Consider the following 16,770-nt stretch of genomic DNA (forward strand, 5'->3'; position numbering starts at 1 on the left):
ATCGTCCAAGTACGGTCCAGTACGAGGCCGATCCGCCGGCACGCCCAGCCGGGCGCCCACCGCCGCGCGCTGATCCGACAAGATCCGAAAGAGAGCGCCTAGCGTCGCAGCATGGGAGCTTCGACGAACGGGGTGGTCCGGTGAAGGTGCTGGTGACCGGCGGGACGAGCGGGCTGGGACACGCCATGGCCGCGGCGCTGGCCGCCGCCGGCGCCGGGGTCGCCCTGACCGGCAGGTCCGCCGAGCGGGCGGCAGCCGCCGCGGGGACGCTGCCGGGCGCGGTCGGGATCGGACTCGACGTCCGGGACGAGGCATCGGTGGCCCGGGCCGTCGACGAGGCGTGGTCGCGGCTCGGCGGCCTCGACATGCTGGTGAACAACGCCGGGATCGGCATGCGCACCGTCAACCCGGACTTCATGGCGGACCCGCGGCCCTTCTGGGAGGTGTCCGCGGAGGGCTTCCGCGACGTCGTCGACACCAATCTGACCGGCTACTTCCTGATGGCACGCGAGACCGTGCCGCGGATGCTGGCCGCCGGCGGCGGACGCGTCGTCAACATCGCCGTGAGCACCTCCACCATGCACCGGGCGGGCTTCGTCCCCTACGGGCCCTCCCGGGCCGGCAGCGAGTCGCTCTCCCGGATCATGGCCGCCGACCTGCGCGGCACGGGCGTCACCGTCAACCTGCTGCTGCCCGGCGGGCCGACCGCCACGGGCATGCTGCCCCCGGACGCGACCGCCGGGAACCGGGAATTCCTGGACCCGTCCGTGATGGGCCCGCCCGTCGTCTGGCTCGCCTCCGACGCCGCCGCCGACGTCCACGACGAGCGCATCGTCGCCGCCGAATTCGACCGGTGGCTGCGGGCCGGGCCCGCCGGGCGGTGAGCGGCGGCCCGCCGCCTCCCGCCCGGCGCGACCTGGTGCGATCCTCCAACCCGCCGCCCCGACTGTGCAGATCAGAATCCCGGGGACCAGGCGCCGGGCCCGGTCCATCGGGTTCGAACCGTCCGGTGCGGGCAGGATCACCGGAGAGCAGGGAGGTGGCGCGATGCTCCCGCACGACGGACGCAGGACCCCCGAACGGCCCGACGCGAGCCCGCTCGGTGTCCGGACCCTCGCCGACGGCGCGCTGTCGCTGCAACTGGCGGCCGGCGGCCCGGTGACCCTGCTGCTGATGGCCGGCACCCTCGACGACCGCTGCGCCGTCGACCTGCCGGAGGCGCTGCTGTCGGCCGCACGTGCCTGCCCGGACGGTCTGGCCCTCGACCTGCGTGCCGTCGTGGCCTGCGACGAGGCCGGTGTCGCCGCCCTCGCACGGGCCTGCGAGTACGCCCGGAAGGCCGGCCACACGGTCGGCCTCGCCGCGTCCACCGCCGGACTCGACCGGCTGATGGTCCTCACCGACACCCTGCAGCTGGTCGCCGCCGACCACCTCGACATCGGCCCGGACGCCGTACGGGCGCCCGTCTGAGCGCGCCCGCACCGGTCCGGCCCGCCCGGGGACACCCGGGCGGGCCCGGGACCCGTCCGTCCCCACCGAACGGATCGGGCGGCACCCCTCAGACGGCCCGGCCCCGGTCGGCAGCCCCGCCCCGGTCGGCGCAGGCGGCGCCGAACCACCGCGGCAGGCTGCCGAGCAGGCCGTCCTGGTCGTCGCCGACCCACACCACATGGCCGTCCGGCCGCAGCAACACCGCCGCCACCCCCAGCGCCGCCAGCTCCTCGCCGTCGTCGACGACGTGGTCGACCCGGTCGGCCCAGCCCGCCACCGACAGCAGACCGGCCCGGTCGAGCAGCAGCCCGCGGCCGCCGTGCATCAGCTCGTAGAGCCGTCCGCGCTTCAGCGCCACGTCCCGCATCCGCCGGCCGAGCAGCTCGTGGCCCCCGCCGAGGTCGTAGCGGACGTCGACCGCCGTGATCAGCCCGGTCACGTACCGGTTCACCTCCTCGAAGTCCATCAGCCGCGAGAACAGTCCGCGCAGCGCGGCCGCCCCCGGATCCGTCCCGAGCAGGGTGATCTGCGCCCGGCAGCTGTCCAGCACGGCCGCCCCCACCGGGTGCCGCTCGGCGTGGTAGCTGTCGAGCAGCCCCTCCGGGGCCCATCCGGCGACCTCGGCGGCCAGCTTCCAGCCCAGGTTGAACGCGTCCTGGAGGCCCAGGTTCAGGCCCTGTCCGCCGGTCGGCGGGTGGACGTGCGCCGCGTCGCCCGCCAGCAGCACCCGCCCGCAGCGGTAGCGCTCGGCCTGCCGGGTGGCGTCGCCGAACCGGGACAGCCAGCGCGGCGAATGCACGCCGAAATCGGTGCCCGCGACCGCCCGCAGCCGCCGCCCGAACTCCTCCAGCGTCGGCGCGGCCGTCCGGTCCTCCGCCACCCCGTCGGCGGGCACGACGACGCGGTACAGACCCGCCTGCCCGTCCACGTCGGGGGTCACCCCGAACCGCAGCTGGGTCCTGCGGACCTCCTCCACGACGGCCGCGATCACCGCCGGATCCTCGGCCGCCTCCACGTCGCCCAGCAACGTCTCCACCCTGGCGGGCTCACCCGGGAACCCGATGCCCACCAGCTTGCGCACGGTGCTGCGGCCGCCGTCACAGCCGACCAGGTAGCGCGAACGCAGCCGCGTCCCGTCGGCCAGCCCGACACCCACCCCGTCCCCGTCCTGGCTCACGCCGACCACCTCGCAGCCCCGGCGGATCTCCGCCCCCAGCTCGACCGCACGCTCCTCCAACAGCCGCTCGGTGGCCGGCTGCGGGGTGGCGAGACCGTACGGGTGCGCCGTGTCCAACCCGGCCGGCCACGGCTTCACCACACCGCCGAACAACCCGCCGACCTGGAACCGCTCGCCCGCCGCGGCGAACCGCTCCAACAGGCCGCGCTGGTCCGTGATCTCGACGCTGCGCGCGTGCAGACCGCGCCCACGGGACTGCTCCGACCGCTCGGCCGACCTCTCCAGCACGACCGTGTGCACCCCGTGCAGCCGCAATTCGCAGGCCAGCATCAATCCGGTCGGCCCGCCGCCGACCACGATGACGTCAATCATTGAGCACCCCTTCGCACCGATATCCCCACAGCCGGCATTTCCGGGCCGTTCCGGCTGCGCACGGCCCGGATTTCCGGAAATTCCCCGAGCCGATTTCCGCCACGCGCCGATTCCCGCCCGCCCCGGCTCCGGCCGAGAATTCTGCGGCACCACCGGGGCCTTGCCGCAAGGCCCCCCGTGCGCTATATGTTGAGAGTGGCAAGGAGCGGGCGAGCTCCTTGCCCGTTGTTTTGCCCGGCGGGGGAGGGGTTCCGGTGGACAGCGGGATGGCGTGGCTCCCGCAGGCGTACGACACGGGATTCTCCGTCACCTTCGCCGAAGGGCTGGACGCGCGGAGCCGCTGCGCCGGCTCGGCTGCGCGGAGGAGTCGATCGACTGGGATCGACGAGGACGACGCCCTGGGCCGGCAGCTGACCGAGGACATCGTCATGATCCGGGCCCGGCGTCGCCGGGATGCTGCTCCTCGCGGAGAATGGCTTCGGCGTCGACCTCCCGTGCGAGGCCGTCTTCTCCGGCGAACCGCTCGGCGGCATCGTCCCGGACTGACCGGTGGACCGGCGAACCGGCAGACCGTGGGACGGGCCGGACGGGCGCCGTGTCCGTGCCGCACGGCAGACTGCGGGCCGTGAGCCTGCACTACGAAGTCGTTCTCAGCTGCTTCCTCCGCGACGACACGCCCGACGGCGTTCTGGCGGCCCTTCGGTGGCACCTCGGCCTGGACGCCGACCGTCCGGCGGGACTGGACTCCGAGGAGCACTCGTACGCCGTGCTCCGCCCGGACCCGGACAGCCGGCTGCCCGGCGGAGACGTCGCCTCCCTGCTGCGCCAATCCCGGGGCTTCACGGCCGAGGGGGAGCGCCACGCCTGGGGCCTGTTCAGCCGCAACCTCTGGCTGGACGACATGATGGGCGACCTCCCGGCCCTCCTCGACCTGATCGCGCCCCACGTCGACGGCCCTGGTCACGGCGGTCACGTCCGTGAGGAGTTCGCCGCCGTCCCGGCCGCCATCGTCTTCGGGGACGGGACCTGTCGGTTGCCGGCCTTCTGAGCCGGCGCGGACGCGGCGCCGGTGGCCGGCGTCACCCCATGACGACTCGCCAGCCGGTCCCGATGTCGGGGAGGAGGTCCAGGACCGTGACCTTGCCGGTGTCGTGGAAGGTGATCAAGGGGCGTCAACGCTGCCCGGAGCCTCCGAACTCGTGATGGGACCGTGACGCCGTCCCGACCGGATCGGCTTCACCGGTCCGCGTGACCCGCCGGGCTCCGCCCGTACACCGCCGTCAGGGAGCCGCGCATCCGGAACCGGGCGCCGTCGCCCCGCTCCTGGACCGGACCGGAGGGCCGTCCGGCCGGCAGTGCCGGTCGATGCCGTTGTCGTCCCCGCCTGGCCGCGTGTCCGAGGTCGTGCCGGGTGGGTGTTCGTGCGACGGTCGTGGTGGCCGCCGCGTCGCGCCGTGCCCGGCAGGTGCGGACGGCACAGTTGCGGCCCTGGGTGTCGGGCGCGGACAGGCGGGTGGCGGCATGGCGGGAACAGCAGCAGCGGGGGCCGCGGGGCGTACGGCGGGGGCGCGGCGCGTCCTCGCCCCGCTGGCGTTGGCGCAGTTCATCTGCAGCTTCGCCGGCTCCAACATGAACGTGATGATCAACGACATCAGCGAGGACCTGGGCACCACCGTGCAGGGCGTCCAGGTGGCCATCACCATCTTCCTGCTGGTGATGGCCGCGCTGATGATCCCGGGCGGCAAACTGACCGACAAGTGGGGCCGCAAGCGCTGCCTGCTGGCCGGGCTCGTGGTGTACGGCGTGGGGGCGGTGCTCAGCGCCGCCGCGCCCGGTCTCGGCGTGCTGATCCTCGGGAACTCGATCCTGGAGGGCGTCGGCACCGCGCTGCTGATCCCGCCGGTCTACATCCTGACGACGCTGCTGTTCACCGACACGGCGTCCCGGGCCCGCGCGTTCGGCGCGATCATGGCGATGGGCGGGATCGGGGCGGCAGCCGGTCCGCTGATCGGCGGTCTGATCACCAGCGCGATCAGCTGGCGGGCCGCCTTCGTCTTCCAGGCGTTGGTGATCGTGGTGATCGTGGTGCTCAGCCGCGGGCTCGTCGACCCGCTGCCGCCCGACCCCGCCCGGCCCTTCGACACGGTGGGTGCGGTGCTCTCGGCGGCCGGCCTGGTGCTGCTGGTGACCGGCATCCTGGCCGTCGACAACAACGGCTGGCTGGCGTTCGGCCTGCTGGTGGCGGGTGCGCTGGTGCTGGCCGGTTTCTTCGCCTGGGTGCGCGGCCGGGAGCGGGCCGGCCGGGAGGCGCTGCTGTCGACGTCGCTGTTCCACGACCGCACCTCGAACCTCGGCCTGGTCACCCAGAACACCCAGTGGCTGATGCTGATGGGCGTCTCGTTCACCGTCGCCGCCTACCTGCAGGTCGTCCGCGGCTACGACGCGATCCAGACCGGCGTCATCTTCACCGCCGCGACGCTCGGCATCCTCGCCTCCTCGCTGGCCGCTGAGAAGCTGGCCCGGCGCCGTCCGCAGCGCACCCTCATCATGGCGGGCTTCGTGGTGACGATCGCGGGCATCGCCGTGCTGCTGGCGCTGGTCGCCGGGTCGCCCAGCGCCTGGGCGTTCGCGCCGGGCCTGCTGCTGATCGGCCTCGGCCTGGGCGTGATGCTGACCCCGTCGGTGAACGTCGTCCAGTCGTGCTTCCCCGAGTCGCAGCAGGGCGAGATCTCCGGTCTGTCGCGCAGCATCTCCAACCTCGGCTCCTCGCTCGGCACGGCCGTCGCCGGCACCATCCTGGTGTCGGGGCTCAGCAAGGGTGCGTACGCGGCGGCGATGGCGGCGCTCGCGGTAGCCGGTCTGGGCGGGCTGGCCGCCGCGTTCCTGCTGCCGCGGGTCCGCCGGCCCGCAGCGGCCGGCGGTGCGGGCGGTCAGTAGGTGCGGCCCTCGGCGCGGTCGAGTTCCTCGTCCAGTGCGAGGGCCGCATCGATCAGGGCCAGATGGGTGAACGCCTGCGGGAAGTTGCCGAGCTGCTCGCCCGAGGGGCCGATCTCCTCGGCGAACAGACCGACGTGGTTGGCGTAGGTGAGCATCTTGTCGAAGGCGTAGCGGGCCTGGTCGAGCCGTCCGGCCCGGGCGAGCGCCTCCACGTACAGGAAGGTGCACAGGTTGAACGTGCCCTCGGAGCCGCGCAGACCGTCCGGGGAGGCGGCGGGGTCGTACCGGTAGACCAGGCTGTCGCTGACGAGTTCGCCGTCCATGGCGTCCAGGGTGCTGAGCCACTCCGGGTCCTTCGGGCTGAGGAACCCGACCTTCGGCATGAGGAGCAGGGACGCGTCGAGGACGTCGGTGTCGTAGTGCTGGACGAAGGCGCTGCGCTTCTCGCTCCACCCGCGGTCCACGATCTGCCGGAACACCGTGTCGCGTTCGGCCTGCCAGCGGGCGATGTCGGCGGGGCGGGAGTGTGCGGTGGCCAGTCGGATCGCCCGGTCGAAGGCGACCCAGGTCATCAGGCGGCTGTAGGTGAAGTTCTGGCGGCCGCCGCGGGTCTCCCAGATGCCCTCGTCGGGCCGGTCCCAGTTCTCGGCGAGCCAGTCCACGACCCCGGCGAACGCGCGCCAGCCGCGGATCGCGCCGGTGTCCACGGCCTGGGCGAGGGCGTACGCGGCCTCGCCGTAGATGTCGAGCTGGATCTGGTCGGCCGCGGCGTTGCCGGCCCGCACCGGCGCGGACTGCCGGTAGCCCTCCAGGTGCTCCAGCACCTCCTCGGTGAGGTGCGGTTCGCCGTCGACCCGGTACATGATCTGCAGCGGCTCGCCCGAGGCCGTCCCGCCGGCGTCCAGCCGGTCCCGCAGCCAGCGGCGGAAGGCGTTCGCCTCGGTCACGAAGCCGAGGTCGATCAGCGCCCGGACGGACAGCGAGGCGTCGCGCACCCAGGTGTAGCGGTAGTCCCAGTTCCGCTCCCCGCCGATCTGCTCGGGCAGACCCATGGTGGCGGCGGCGATCGTCGCGCCGGTGGGGGCGTACGTGAGGAGCTTCAGGGTGATCGCCGAACGGGTCACCATCTCGTGCCAGCGGCCGCGGTAGCGGCAGGACCGCAGCCAGCCCAGCCAGAACTTGGTGCACGCCTCCAGCTCGGCGGTGATCTTCTCGGCGGTGGGAGCCGGACCGCCCGGCCGGCCGCTGAGCGTGCCCGGCTCGCCCGACTCGCCGGTGAGCACCACCGCGGCGCGCTGACCGGCGTGCAGCGTGAACCGGGCGGACACGTCCGTGCCGTCGGGGTGCAGCGCGATCGGCGCGGTCGCTTGCAGGTGCAGGTCCGTGCCGGGCCCGCGGAACAGCACCGACCCGTCGTCGAGCCGGGTCAGTCCGTGCGCCGCCCGGCCGTAGTCGAAGCGCGGCCGGCACAGCAGCTCGAACGGCAGACTGCCGCGCACCACCCGCGCCGCCCGGATCAGCCGGTGACGGGCGGACGGCGTCGGCGACGGATCCGGCGGCATGAAGTCGACCACCTCGCCGACCCCGCCGGGCGCCATGAAACGGGTGATCAGGACGGCCGTGTCCGGCAGGTACAGCTGGCGGACGGTCGCCTCGGGGCCCACATCGGCGGCGAGCCGGCAGAAGCCGCCGCGGTCGCTGTCCAGCAGTGAGGCGAACACGCTCGGGGAGTCGAAGCGGGGGGTGCACCACCAGTCGACGGTGCCGTCGGCGGCGATCAGCGCCGCCGTCTGCAGGTCACCGACGATGCCGTGGTCCGCGATCGGGGGGTAGTCGTTCACAGCGCCTCCTCGGCCCGCCGCACCGGCGGGGCCGTAACGGCCCCGGGCCGCGCCGCGACCGTCCCGGGTCCGGCACCGGGCCGCCGGCGGGGGCGGACCCTCCGGCCGCACCCTCCGTCCGGGACCCGAGTGCCGCGGGGACGTCCGCCGCGACCGGCTCGGGGCCATCGACCGGATCTGCCCATCATTGCGGCGGCGAACCGCCCCGGCCACTTCGCACGGATCCCGGCGCCGTGGGGCCCTTGCCGCCTGGCCCCGGCGCCGCAGGGTGCCCTCCGCTTCCTACTCGCTGGTACGCTGCCGCGCGGCACCGGTGCCCGGCACCGCCCGCAACCACGGGCACCGCCCGCCACCCGCGGGTACCGCCCGTGAACCGTCGGCACCGTCACGACGCCCGCCCGCGTCCGAGAGGCCTGGAGGCCGCATGCGCGTGCACCACCTGGACTGCGCCACCATGTGCCCCTTCGGCGGCCGGCTGCTGCTCGGCAGCGGGGGCCCCCTGGTCGGCCGGCTCTCCGCGCACTGCCTGCTGATCGAAGGCCCCGCCGGGCTGATCCTCGTCGACACCGCCTTCGGCACCGCGGACGTCGCCGAACCCGGCCGGCTCGGGAGGCAGTTCCTCACCATGGTCCGGCCCCGCCTCGACCTCGCGCGCACCGCACTGCACCGGATCCGCGCCCTCGGGTACCGCCCCGAGGACGTCCGCGACATCGTCCTGACCCACCTCGACCTCGACCACGCCGGCGGGATCGGCGACTTCCCGCACGCCCGGATCCACGTCCTCGACGAGGAACTCCGCGCCGCCCGCGCCCGCGCCACCCGCGGCGAACGCGACCGCTACCGCCCCGCCCAGTGGGCGCACAACCCGCGTTGGGTCGAACACCCGCTGGGCGGCGCCACCGAGGACTGGTACGGCCTGCCGGCCGTGCCGATCCTGCCCGCCGACACCCCCGACCTCCTCCTGGTGCCGCTGCCCGGCCACTCCCGCGGCCACAGCGGCGTCGCCGTCCGCACCGCCGACCGCTGGCTGCTGCACTGCGGCGACGCCTACTTCTCGCACACCGACGTCGCCCCCGACCCCGTGCGCCGCCCGCCCGGCCTGACCGCCTTCCAGCGTCTCGTGGCCATCGACAACGGCGCCCGCCGCGACACCCTCGAACGCCTCCGGGAACTGCGCCGCACCCACGCCGACGAGGTCCGACTGGTCTGTGCCCACGACCCGTTCGACCTCGCCGCCCCCGGTGCACCCGCCACCGCAGCCGCCTCCGCACCCCTCGACCCGCAGCCCTGACCGCACGAGCGGCCGACCGCCCCGGCGCACCCCGCCGACCGACCCCACCGGCGGCGGGCTCGTGTTCCCCGTCGGCTCAGGGCCTGCCGAGTTCCGCGAGGCGGCGGGTGAGCGTGGCCCGTTCCGGTTCGTTGCCGACCAGGGCCAGTGCCGCCCGGTACGCGGCGGCCGCCTCGGCCGTGCGGCCGAGCCTGCGCAGCAGATCGGCCCGGGCGGCCGGCAGCAGGTGGTAGCCGCGCAACTCCTCCGCACCGGCCAGGTCGTCCAGCAGCGCGAGGCCCTCCTCCGGCCCGTCCCGCATGGCGACGGCCACCGCCCGGTTCAGCGCCACCAGCGGCGACCCCTCGATCCGCAGCAGCACGTCGTACAGTGCGACGATCTGCGGCCAGTCGGTGCCGTCCATGTCGGCCGCCTCGTCGTGCAGCGCCGCGATCGCCGCCTGCACCGCGTACGGCCCGACCCCGGGGCCGGTCAGCGCGGGGACGAGGAGCCGCTGCCCCTCCGCGACGAGGTCGGCGTCCCACAGCGAGCGGTCCTGGTCCTCCAGCAGCACCTGCCGCCCGGCGGCGTCCGTCCGCGCCGCCCGCCGGGCATCGGTGAGCAGCAGCAGCGCCAGCAGCCCCGCCACCTCCCGCTCGGCCGGGAGCAGCCGGTGCAGGATCCGGGCGAGCCGGACGGCCTCCTCCGCCAGGTCGGGCCTCAGCAGGCCGTCGCCGGCGCTGGCCGCGTACCCCTCGGTGAAGACGAGGTACACCGCCCGCAGCACCGACGGCAGCCGCCCGGGCAGCTCCTCCGGCCCCGGGACGCGGAACGGGATCCGCGCACTGCGGATCTTGCGCTTCGCCCGGACGATCCGCTGCGCCATCGTCGCCGTCGGCACCAGGAACGCCCGGGCGACCTCGGGCGTGGTCAGGCCGGCGAGGAACCGCAGCACCAGCGCGGTCTGCGCTTCCGGCGACAGCGCCGGATGGCAGCAGGTGAAGAACAACTGCAGCCGCTCGTCCGGGACGTCGTCGAAGCCGGGCTCGGGGACGACGGCCGCGGCCCGGTCGCTCTCCAGCTGGAGCAGTGCCAGCCGCTCCGCGAACGCCCGGTCGCGGCGGATCCGGTCGACGGCCTTGCGGCGAGCCGTCGTCAGCAGCCACGCCAGCGGCTTGTCCGGGACACCGTCGACCGGCCACCGCTGCAGCGCGGCCTCGACCGCCTCCGAGGCGGTCTCCTCGGCCAGGTCCAGATCGCCGAACCTCGCGGCGAGCAGGGCGAGCAGCCTGCTCCGGTCCTCGCGGAACACCGCCTCCACGGAGCGGGCCGCCCGCCGCTCGTTCACGACCGGTCCGGCTCCCAGACGGTGCGGACCTCGACCGTGCCGTACCGGGCGCCCGGGCACCGCGCCGCCCAGTCGAGCGCGGCGTCCAGGTCGGGGACGTCGAGCAGGTAGTAACCGCCGACGATCTCCCTGGTCTCGGCGAACGGCCCGTCCGTCACCACCCGCTCGCCGTTCACGCGGACCCGCACGGTGGTCGCGTTCACGAGGTCCAGGGCATTGCCGTCGAGCCTCACGCCGGCGTCGGTGACGGCCTTCTCGTACGCCATGAACTCCTCCACGGTCGGCCCGCCGGCCGGCCGCTCCTCGGTGGAGTCGGGTGCCGGGGTGTTGATCAGCAGCAGGTACTTCACGGTGCAGCTCCTCGATGGTTCGGGTCGGTCGTGCAGGTATGACGAACGGGCTGCGGCGGAATCGACAGGGCGGACCGAGGAATTTCCGGGCCGTCCCGCCGCGCGTCCCGACGGGCATCCTGTCGCGGATCCGGGCCGACCGTGTGCGGCCCCGCCGGAGCGGCCGTACCGGCGCCGGCCCGGCCGGGTGGGGGCCCCGCCCCGCCGCCGACGCGCCCGGCCGACCCCCCGCGTCGCCCGACACCGCCGGTGATCCACCGTCAGTGTGCCCGCCCGCGTGCCCACTGCCGGGCCGGGGCCGGCGGGTCGTCCTCGGCGGCGACGTGCCCGGGCGCACGGGTGGACAGGGCCCGGGCCAGGTCCAGCAGGCTCAGGCCGAACATCAGGATGCCCAGCGGGACGTGCAGCGAGGGCCGGTGCGCTATGCCCAGGACCACTTGGACCGAGGCGAGCGCCAGGAAGCCCGAGGCGTGCAGGATGCGGCGGGGCGACGCACCGCCGGGCCGCCACGCGAGGACCGCGGCGAGCACGTACAGCATCGACGCGCCGTACATCACGCGTGCCCCGACGCTGTGCAGCACCTCCTGCGAGGGGGAGGAGAGCAGCAGTCCGGCGGTGACCGCCTGGAAGAAGACGGCCGCGGTCTGCAGGGCGACGGAGGTCTGCAGGAACCTGAGGCCGCGTCGTTCCGTCGTCGTCCGTCCGTCCATGGTGCCGTCCCCTTGTCTGCCTCGCGGCGGGTCGCTCGGTTGTGTGCCGGTAGGCGGACGACGCAGGCGGGCGGAACGTGACACGGGGCGGCGGACCGGCAGGACGGACCGCGCGGCGACGGGTGGGGTGCGCGGCGGACGGAGGCCGCCGACCGTGAACGCGGGACGGTGATTTCCATCGATGGAATATCACCGATCGTAGCATCGAGCCCACATGGGGCCGTGTCAACTCCCTTGCGCGGAGCGGCTCGAACCCGTCCTCCGGGTGGCTCGGCGAAGGTTTCGAGTTCTCCCGTCGCGACCAGCGTATTTGATGATCCATCAGAATTTCCATCGTTGGAGACCTTCCCCGGGCGGCCCGCTTCTCCTACCGTCTGGGCAGGCTCGCCGCCCCGTCCGGAGAGGAGGGCCGTCTCCCGGCCGAGCCCTACCGCTCGCAGATCCACCCCCACCACAGTGTCAGGAGCACCTCATGCGCGACCTGAGACCGGCCGCCCCACGGGCCGTCCCCGCCGCCGCTCGCGGCACCCTGCGCCACGCGAGGGTCCTGGTGGCCGCCGTGGCCGCCTTCGGACTCGCCCTCGCCGGACTACTCGGCCTGCCGGGCCGGTCCCACGCCGCGGGCTCGCTGCCCTGCGACATCTACGCCGCAGCCGGCACACCCTGCGTCGCCGCGCACAGCACCGTGCGCGCCCTCGCCTCCTCCTACAACGGCCCGCTGTACCAGGTCACCCGCGCCTCGGACGGCGCCCGCGCCGACATCCGGCTGCTGAGCCCCGGCGGCTACGCCGACGCCGCCCAGCAGGACGTGTTCTGCGGCGGCAGCACCTGCCGCATCACCAAGGTCTACGACCAGACGGCACGTCACAACGACCTCCTGCCCGGCCCGGCCGGCACCGCCGGCACGGGCGCCGACCGCGGTGCCGACGCGAGCGAGATCGCGGTCACCGCCGGCGGCCACAAGGTCTACGGCATCTGGATCTCGCCCGGCGTCGGCTACCGCTACACCGGCCGGGCCTCCGGCGTCGCCGTCGACGGCCGGCCCGAGGGCGTCTACATGGTCGCCAGCGGCACCCACGTCGGCGCGGACTGCTGCTTCGACTACGGCAACGCCGAGTCCACCCCGGCCGACACCGGCAACGGCCACATGGACGCCGTCTCCATCGCCACCACCTGCTACTTCCCGCCGTGCAGCGGCTCCGGCCCGTGGATCGAGGCCGACCTCGAGAACGGCATGTTCCAGGGCGACAACGGCTCCAACACCGCGAACCGCGGCAACAGCACCCCGTACGTCACCGCCGTCCTCAAGAACGACGGCCAGCGCACCTACGCCCTCAAGGGCGGCAACTCGCAGACCGGCGCGCTGACCACCTGGTGGAACGGCTCGCTGCCCACCCGCGGCGGCTACCTGCCCATGCACCAGGAGGGCGGCATCATCCTGGGCACCGGCGGCGACAACAGCAACTGGAACAAGGGCACCTTCTTCGAGGGCGCGATGGTCGCCGGCTACCCGACCGACGCCGCCGAGAACGCCGTCCAGGCGAACATCGTCTCGGTCGGCTACACCGGCCAGACCAACGTGCCCAACGGCCCGCAGGGCACCGTCGCCGGACCGGGCGGCACGTGCGTCGACGTCGCCGCGGACGACACCGGCGTCAACGGCACCGGCGTCCAGCTCTGGGACTGCCAGTCCTGGGCCGAGGACCAGCACTGGACGCACAACGCCGACGGCTCGCTCGGCACCATCGGCCGGTGCCTGGACGTCAACGGGAACGGGACGGCGAACGGCACGCAGGTCGAGCTGTGGGACTGCAACGGGGTTGGCGGTCAGACGTGGGTGCAGCAGGCGGACGGCTCGCTGCGCAACCCGCAGTCCGGCCGCTGTCTGGACGCGCCGAACGGCGCCTCCGGCAACGGCACCCGGCTGCAGATCTGGGACTGCAACGGATCCGCGGCCCAGAAGTTCTCCGTCAACGGCGGCGCCCCCGTCACCGGGCCCGGCGGCAAGTGCGTCGACGTCGCGGCCGACGACAGTGGCGGCAACTCCGCGGCCGTCCAGCTGTGGGACTGCCAGTCCTGGGCCCTCGACCAGCACTGGTACCACAACGGCGACACCTCGCTGAGCACGCTCGGCCGGTGCCTGGACGTCAACGGGAACGGGACGGCGAACGGCACGCAGGTCGAGCTGTGGGACTGCAACGGGGTCGGCGGTCAGACGTGGGTGCAGCAGGCGGACGGCTCGCTGCGCAACCCGCAGTCCGGCCGCTGTCTGGACGCGCCGAACGGCACGACCGGCAACGGCACCAGGCTGCAGATCTGGGACTGCAACGGATCCGCGGCCCAGAAGTTCGCCCTGAACTGATGCCGGACGGGCGGTGGGGGGAGGCGGGCGACCGCAACCCCCGCCGCCCCCGGGAGGGGCCGTGAGCGGCGACGCCGCGGCCGGCCGCCACCGGCGGGTGCACGGCGGCCCGGCCCGGCCGGACAATGGAGGCCGGGGCACCGCCGTGGTGGAGAGGGCGTGATCGCCGTGGCACCGGACACGGGCCGCTGGATGCTGACCTTCCCGGGACCGGCCGGGTCCCACGGCGAACAGGACGCCGTGGTGGTGGAACGGCAGGCCGGGTACGGCCCGCACGGCCACCCGGTCTACGAGGACGCCGACCGCGCCGTCCGGGTGGAGATCGAGGACGGCGGCCTCGTGCACGTCCTGGACCTGGTGGGCCGGCCCGTGCCGGACACCCCCGTGCACGCCGTCCCGCTGCACTGAGGAAAACCGGTTGGGCCCGGCGGGGCGGGCTGGTAGCGTCTGGGCAGCCGTGAGACGACCGAGGAGGTGACACCCGTGAAGGCTGTATCCGTATGGGTGCTCCCCATCTCCGTTGCGGCGGGCGACTGACCGAGGTGTCGCCGGGAGCGCCTGATCGCTGGCACTCCCGAGAGGCAACTCCCATGAACCCTTCGCATTCCGCCCCGGTCGGGGACGACCGCGCGGTCCGGGTCACCCGGGTCTCCGACACGCAGTGGCAGGCCGTCGAGGACGGCATCGTGGCCGGTACCGGCGACGCTTCGCTCCGGCCCGACGGACGGCTGTTCGTCAGCATCGACGCCTGGCACGGCGCCGCGTTCGACCGCATCGCCGATGCCATGCTGGCCGACCTGCCGCAACCGCTCCACACCCTGGTCGACGAAGCCGACCACGACGAGGCGTCCGCCTGGGGACGGCTCGGCTTCACCCCGGCCCGCCGCGAGTGGGGCCACCTGGTGCCCACCGACCCCGAGGTCACCGGTCTCGGCGACGTGCCGTGCCCGGACGGCGTGACGATCCTCCCCGCCGGATCCGCGGAGGAGGGCCCGCTGCGCGCCCTGGACCGGGTCGTCCGCGACGAGGTCGAGGCGACCGCCGGCTGGCGGACGATGCCGGCCGAGATCCTGCCCCGCCCGGCGGGGGACACCGTGGTCGACCCGTCGATGTACGCGGTGGCGCAGGAGGGGGACCGCTACGTGGGCCTCGTCCGGGTGACGCCGCGCCTTCGGCTGCCGCGGATCGGGCTGATCGCCGTCCGGGCCGACCGGCAGCGCCGCGGCATCGGCCGGGCACTGCTCGCCCACGCGCTCGGCGCCCTGCACGAGGCCGGGACGGCCTGGGTCCGCGCCGAGGTGGACGAGTCCAACGCGGCGGCCACCGCCCTCCTCGCGGGCACCGGGGCCCGGCGCGAGGGCAGCACGCTGGAGCTCGTCCGCCGCTGACCCGCGGCCGCACCCGGGGCGCCGGCGACCGCCCGAGCACGTCGCCCACACCATCATCACCACCACCATCACCGGAGAGATCGAGGAACCATGACCAAAGCAGCAGGGGGCATCGAGGTGGAGGGCACCGTCGTCGAGTGCCTGCGCAACGCCACCTTCACCGTGCAGTTGGCCAACGGGCACAAGGTGCTCGCCCACATCAGCGGGAAGATCCGCAAGAACTACATCAAGATCCTCCCGGAGGACCGGGTGCTCGTGGAGCTCAGCCCCTACGACCTCACCCGAGGTCGCATCCGCTACCGCTACCGGTGAGCGCCCGACGACGGTGACACCCTGTGAACGGCCCTGCCGAACCATCCGGTTCGGCAGGGCCGTTCGCCTTGCCGGGGGACGGCGGGCCGGCCGGCGCGGACCGGGGCCGGCGGGCGGGGCGCGGGGGCGGCGGTTGACGGCCCGCCGGCCGGGCCTGTTGGATGATGCGAAGTTGGCTATACATCTTTGGGTCGGGCAAGGGCCCGGTCCCGACCGGAAGGGGTCCGCGTGACGCGGGAAGCGGTTCCGTTCGTCGTCCTCGCCGCCGCCGTGCTGCACGCCCTCTGGAACGCCATGGCGCACCGCAGCGGCGACCGGCTGGCCGGGTTCGCCCTGATGAACACCGCCACCCTGGCCTGCGGCGCCGCGCTCGCCTGCCTCGTCCCGCTGCCGGACCCGGCCGCCTGGCCGTTCGTCGCGGCCTCCACCGTGCTCCAGGTCGGGTACCAGCTGCTCCTGCTCCAGGCCTACCGGCTCGGCGACTTCGGGCAGATGTACCCGATCGCCCGCGGCACCTCGCCGCTCGTCGTCGCACTGCTGTCGGTCACCGTGCTCGGCCGGTCGCTGCCCGCCGGACAGGCCGCCGGGGTCCTGGTCATCTCGCTCGGCCTGGCCGGACTCGCCCTCGCCGGCGGACTGCCCGGCCGCACCCAGCTGCCCGCCCTCGGCGCCGCCCTGGGGACGGGCGTGCTGATCGCCGGCTACACCGTGGTGGACGGCACCGGAGTCCGGCGGGCCGGCGGCACCGCGGGGTACCTGGCCTGGATGTTCCTCGCCCAGGGCGCGGTGATGCTGCTCGTCGCGCTGGCCGTCCGCGGCCGGCCGCTGCTCACCGCGATGCGCCGCCGACCCCGGCAGGGCCTGGCCGGCGGCGTGATGTCACTCGTGGCGTACGGCCTGGTGGTGTGGGCGCAGACCGCCGGCGACCTCGCCACGATCGCCGCGCTGCGCGAGACCAGCATCCTGATCGCCGCCCTGATCGGCGCGTTCGTCCTGCGGGAGCCGCTCGGCCGCTCCCGGCTGGCCGCCGGCGCGGCCGTGCTGGCCGGGATCGTGGTGCTCAGGCTCGGACACGGCTGACGCCGCAACGACACCGGCCCACCCGGTGGGGACCGGGCTCAGAAAGTGTTGGGTAATCGAGTGGTTACTGGTTCTTGAGGTCGTCGGCGAGGCGGCGGGCTGCTTCGGTCTCGATGGGGCCGTGTGGTTCGA

Annotated in this window: 15 protein-coding genes; 10 read left to right on the forward strand and 5 right to left on the reverse strand. The window is 74.3% G+C overall.

What is annotated here, in order from left to right:
- Positions 1–140: 140 nt before the first annotated feature.
- Together AB0O09_RS37475 and AB0O09_RS37480 are read left to right on the forward strand one after the other, a co-directional pair.
- Positions 141–884: an SDR family oxidoreductase gene (locus AB0O09_RS37475; RefSeq protein ID WP_363549959.1), complete on the forward strand. Its 744-nt coding sequence runs from the start codon at positions 141–143 to the stop codon at positions 882–884.
- 163 nt (positions 885–1,047) lie between these two features.
- Complete coding sequence (locus AB0O09_RS37480) at positions 1,048–1,470, forward strand: hypothetical protein (protein WP_363549962.1); 423 nt, start codon at positions 1,048–1,050, stop codon at positions 1,468–1,470.
- 88 nt (positions 1,471–1,558) lie between these two features.
- Here the strand turns inward: AB0O09_RS37480 and rox are convergent, their stop codons facing one another.
- Entirely contained in the window at positions 1,559–3,040 is a 1,482-nt protein-coding gene (gene rox / locus AB0O09_RS37485) for a rifampin monooxygenase (RefSeq protein WP_363549965.1), read from the reverse strand.
- Between the two features lie 625 nt (positions 3,041–3,665).
- Here rox and AB0O09_RS37490 point away from each other — a divergent pair.
- Both AB0O09_RS37490 and AB0O09_RS37495 read left to right on the forward strand, forming a co-directional pair.
- Positions 3,666–4,088 (forward strand): hypothetical protein, encoded by a 423-nt coding sequence (locus tag AB0O09_RS37490; RefSeq protein WP_363549967.1) that lies wholly within the window; start codon positions 3,666–3,668, stop codon positions 4,086–4,088.
- Positions 4,089–4,561: 473 nt separating this feature from the next.
- Complete coding sequence (locus AB0O09_RS37495; protein ID WP_363549969.1) at positions 4,562–5,977, forward strand: MFS transporter; 1,416 nt, start codon at positions 4,562–4,564, stop codon at positions 5,975–5,977.
- Here the strand turns inward: AB0O09_RS37495 and AB0O09_RS37500 are convergent.
- Complete coding sequence (locus tag AB0O09_RS37500; RefSeq protein WP_363549972.1) at positions 5,971–7,818, reverse strand: glycoside hydrolase family 15 protein; 1,848 nt, start codon at positions 7,816–7,818, stop codon at positions 5,971–5,973. The genes AB0O09_RS37495 and AB0O09_RS37500 overlap by 7 nt on opposite strands.
- Before the next feature lie 424 nt (positions 7,819–8,242).
- On the opposite strand from AB0O09_RS37500, the gene AB0O09_RS37505 reads away from it, so the two are divergent.
- On the forward strand, positions 8,243–9,109 hold the full coding sequence (locus AB0O09_RS37505; protein WP_363549975.1) for an MBL fold metallo-hydrolase: 867 nt from the start codon (positions 8,243–8,245) through the stop codon (positions 9,107–9,109).
- Between the two features lie 76 nt (positions 9,110–9,185).
- Here the strand turns inward: AB0O09_RS37505 and AB0O09_RS37510 are convergent, their stop codons facing one another.
- The 3 genes from AB0O09_RS37510 to AB0O09_RS37520 form a co-directional block, all read right to left on the reverse strand.
- The gene (locus AB0O09_RS37510; RefSeq protein ID WP_363549978.1) at positions 9,186–10,436 is read right to left on the reverse strand and encodes a DUF6596 domain-containing protein; all 1,251 of its coding nucleotides are present in this window, start codon (positions 10,434–10,436) and stop codon (positions 9,186–9,188) included.
- The gene (locus AB0O09_RS37515) at positions 10,433–10,786 is read right to left on the reverse strand and encodes a YciI family protein (protein ID WP_363549981.1); all 354 of its coding nucleotides are present in this window, start codon (positions 10,784–10,786) and stop codon (positions 10,433–10,435) included. Before AB0O09_RS37515 ends, AB0O09_RS37510 begins: the two co-directional genes overlap by 4 nt.
- Before the next feature lie 260 nt (positions 10,787–11,046).
- Positions 11,047–11,496, reverse strand: a complete 450-nt coding sequence (locus tag AB0O09_RS37520) for a hypothetical protein (protein WP_363549984.1) — start codon at positions 11,494–11,496, stop codon at positions 11,047–11,049.
- Between the two features lie 472 nt (positions 11,497–11,968).
- Between AB0O09_RS37520 and AB0O09_RS37525 the strand changes: the two genes are divergently transcribed.
- The 5 genes from AB0O09_RS37525 to AB0O09_RS37545 all read left to right on the forward strand — a co-directional run bounded on the left by AB0O09_RS37525 (position 11,969) and on the right by AB0O09_RS37545 (position 16,638).
- Positions 11,969–13,858: an arabinofuranosidase catalytic domain-containing protein gene (locus AB0O09_RS37525; protein ID WP_363549987.1), complete on the forward strand. Its 1,890-nt coding sequence runs from the start codon at positions 11,969–11,971 to the stop codon at positions 13,856–13,858.
- A 159-nt stretch (positions 13,859–14,017) separates the two neighbouring features.
- On the forward strand, positions 14,018–14,266 hold the full coding sequence (locus AB0O09_RS37530; RefSeq protein ID WP_363549989.1) for a DUF6296 family protein: 249 nt from the start codon (positions 14,018–14,020) through the stop codon (positions 14,264–14,266).
- A 182-nt stretch (positions 14,267–14,448) separates the two neighbouring features.
- Positions 14,449–15,246 (forward strand): GNAT family N-acetyltransferase, encoded by a 798-nt coding sequence (locus AB0O09_RS37535; protein ID WP_363549992.1) that lies wholly within the window; start codon positions 14,449–14,451, stop codon positions 15,244–15,246.
- Between the two features lie 90 nt (positions 15,247–15,336).
- Positions 15,337–15,558, forward strand: coding sequence for a translation initiation factor IF-1 (gene infA, locus AB0O09_RS37540; protein WP_344625629.1), 222 nt, complete (start codon positions 15,337–15,339; stop codon positions 15,556–15,558).
- 294 nt (positions 15,559–15,852) lie between these two features.
- Complete coding sequence (locus AB0O09_RS37545) at positions 15,853–16,638, forward strand: EamA family transporter (RefSeq protein WP_363549996.1); 786 nt, start codon at positions 15,853–15,855, stop codon at positions 16,636–16,638.
- Positions 16,639–16,770 lie beyond the last annotated feature (132 nt).

This window comes from Kitasatospora sp. NPDC093679 (assembly GCF_040683455.1).
GTDB classification, from domain to species: domain Bacteria; phylum Actinomycetota; class Actinomycetes; order Streptomycetales; family Streptomycetaceae; genus Kitasatospora; species Kitasatospora arboriphila.

Excerpts from the sequence above, each read along its gene's own strand:
- AB0O09_RS37545 (WP_363549996.1), top strand. The coding sequence starts at position 15,853 with ATGGCGCACCGCAGCGGCGACCGGCTGGCCGGGTTCGCCCTGATGAAC.
- AB0O09_RS37480 (WP_363549962.1), top strand. The coding sequence starts at position 1,048 with ATGCTCCCGCACGACGGACGCAGGACCCCCGAACGGCCCGACGCGAGC.
- AB0O09_RS37535 (WP_363549992.1), top strand. The coding sequence starts at position 14,449 with ATGAACCCTTCGCATTCCGCCCCGGTCGGGGACGACCGCGCGGTCCGG.
- AB0O09_RS37520 (WP_363549984.1), bottom strand. The coding sequence starts at position 11,496 with ATGGACGGACGGACGACGACGGAACGACGCGGCCTCAGGTTCCTGCAG.
- AB0O09_RS37525 (WP_363549987.1), top strand. The coding sequence starts at position 11,969 with ATGCGCGACCTGAGACCGGCCGCCCCACGGGCCGTCCCCGCCGCCGCT.
- infA (WP_344625629.1), top strand. The coding sequence starts at position 15,337 with ATGACCAAAGCAGCAGGGGGCATCGAGGTGGAGGGCACCGTCGTCGAG.
- AB0O09_RS37495 (WP_363549969.1), top strand. The coding sequence starts at position 4,562 with ATGGCGGGAACAGCAGCAGCGGGGGCCGCGGGGCGTACGGCGGGGGCG.
- AB0O09_RS37505 (WP_363549975.1), top strand. The coding sequence starts at position 8,243 with ATGCGCGTGCACCACCTGGACTGCGCCACCATGTGCCCCTTCGGCGGC.
- rox (WP_363549965.1), bottom strand. The coding sequence starts at position 3,040 with ATGATTGACGTCATCGTGGTCGGCGGCGGGCCGACCGGATTGATGCTG.